The sequence below is a fragment of the Variovorax glucosi genome, from assembly GCF_051216695.1.
In the GTDB taxonomy this organism is placed as follows: Bacteria; Pseudomonadota; Gammaproteobacteria; order Burkholderiales; family Burkholderiaceae_C; genus Variovorax.
The window spans coordinates 1-1,081 of the sequence record NZ_JBPJZE010000336.1 but is presented as its reverse complement, the minus strand read 5'-3'; the positions used below and the strand labels follow the sequence as shown (position 1 = coordinate 1,081).

The following is a 1,081-nucleotide window of genomic DNA, read 5'->3' as shown; positions in this document are numbered from 1 at the left end:
GCTGCTCGCCTGCGGCGTGGTGGGCGCAACGCTGCTGGCGCTCATCGCGCTGGGCCACGACGGCCGTCGTATCGCGCAACTCGCGGTGCTCGCAATGCCGATGGTGCTGTGGCTTGCGTGGCCGTTGCGCAGCGCGCGGATGCAGCGCTTGCGCACGTTGCTGGTCTGGCTCTGGGCCATGGGCTTTGCGCTCGACGGCGCGCTGCGCGCCTACCTGCTCGATGCCTACCAGGCCGCGCCCGACGCTGCGATGGTGCTGGGCGCAGCAGCCAACACCAATGCGCGCGAGGGCTCCGAATACCTGTGGATGCATTGGCGCTCCGCTGCCATGTGGGGTGCGGTGCTGGTCGTGGCGAGTGTGCTCGTGGGCACGTTCGCGCGGCGCGGCGCTGTAGCCGATGCAGCGGCTCCGTCTGCCCGGCCCGCGCGATGGGCCGTGGCGCTTGTCGCGCTGCTGCTTCTCGTCGCGTGCGCGGCCTACGCAAGCAAGCCCTGGCGCCGGCTGCATCCCGCCATCTTCTGGACGCAGTGGGCAGATTCCGTTCACACGCTGCGCGCCGCCTGGGCCGACCAGCAGAAGCAGCGCGACCGCCTGATGGCGCAGGCCAAAGGCATCGCGCCCGTGATATCGCAGGCTGGCCCCTCCACAGTGGTGCTGGTCATCACCGACAGCATCAACCGCGACAACATGGCGCTGTACGGCTACGGCCGCCCGACCACGCCGCGCCTGCTGGCGCACAAGGCGCAGACCGGCGACCAGATGGCGGTGCTGCAGAACGCTTGGTCCGTCGATGCAAGCACCCTGCCCGCGCTGCGCAATATGTTCCACTTCGGCCTGCCCGAGAGCGAGAACCCGCCGCACCTGCTGGCCCTGGCGCGCGCTGCCGGCTACAAGGTCTGGTGGATCAGCAACCATGACGACCTGGCCATCGAGCAGCAGCATGCGCGCCTCGCCGACGTGGTCGACATGGTCAACCGCACGCCCGGCCGCGCCAGCGCCTCGCTGGACGGCGAGATTCTCGACTGCATGCAGGAGGCACTGGCCGATACGAGCACCGACCGCAAGCTGATCGTGGTTCAT

At 69.5% G+C, this 1,081-nt stretch carries 1 protein-coding gene; it reads left to right on the top strand.

Going from position 1 to position 1,081, the window contains the following annotated elements:
* Position 1: 1 nt before the first annotated feature.
* A partial coding sequence (locus tag ACSFA3_RS25430; RefSeq protein WP_435508105.1) for a sulfatase-like hydrolase/transferase occupies positions 2–1,081 on the top strand: 1,080 nt, incomplete at its 3' end.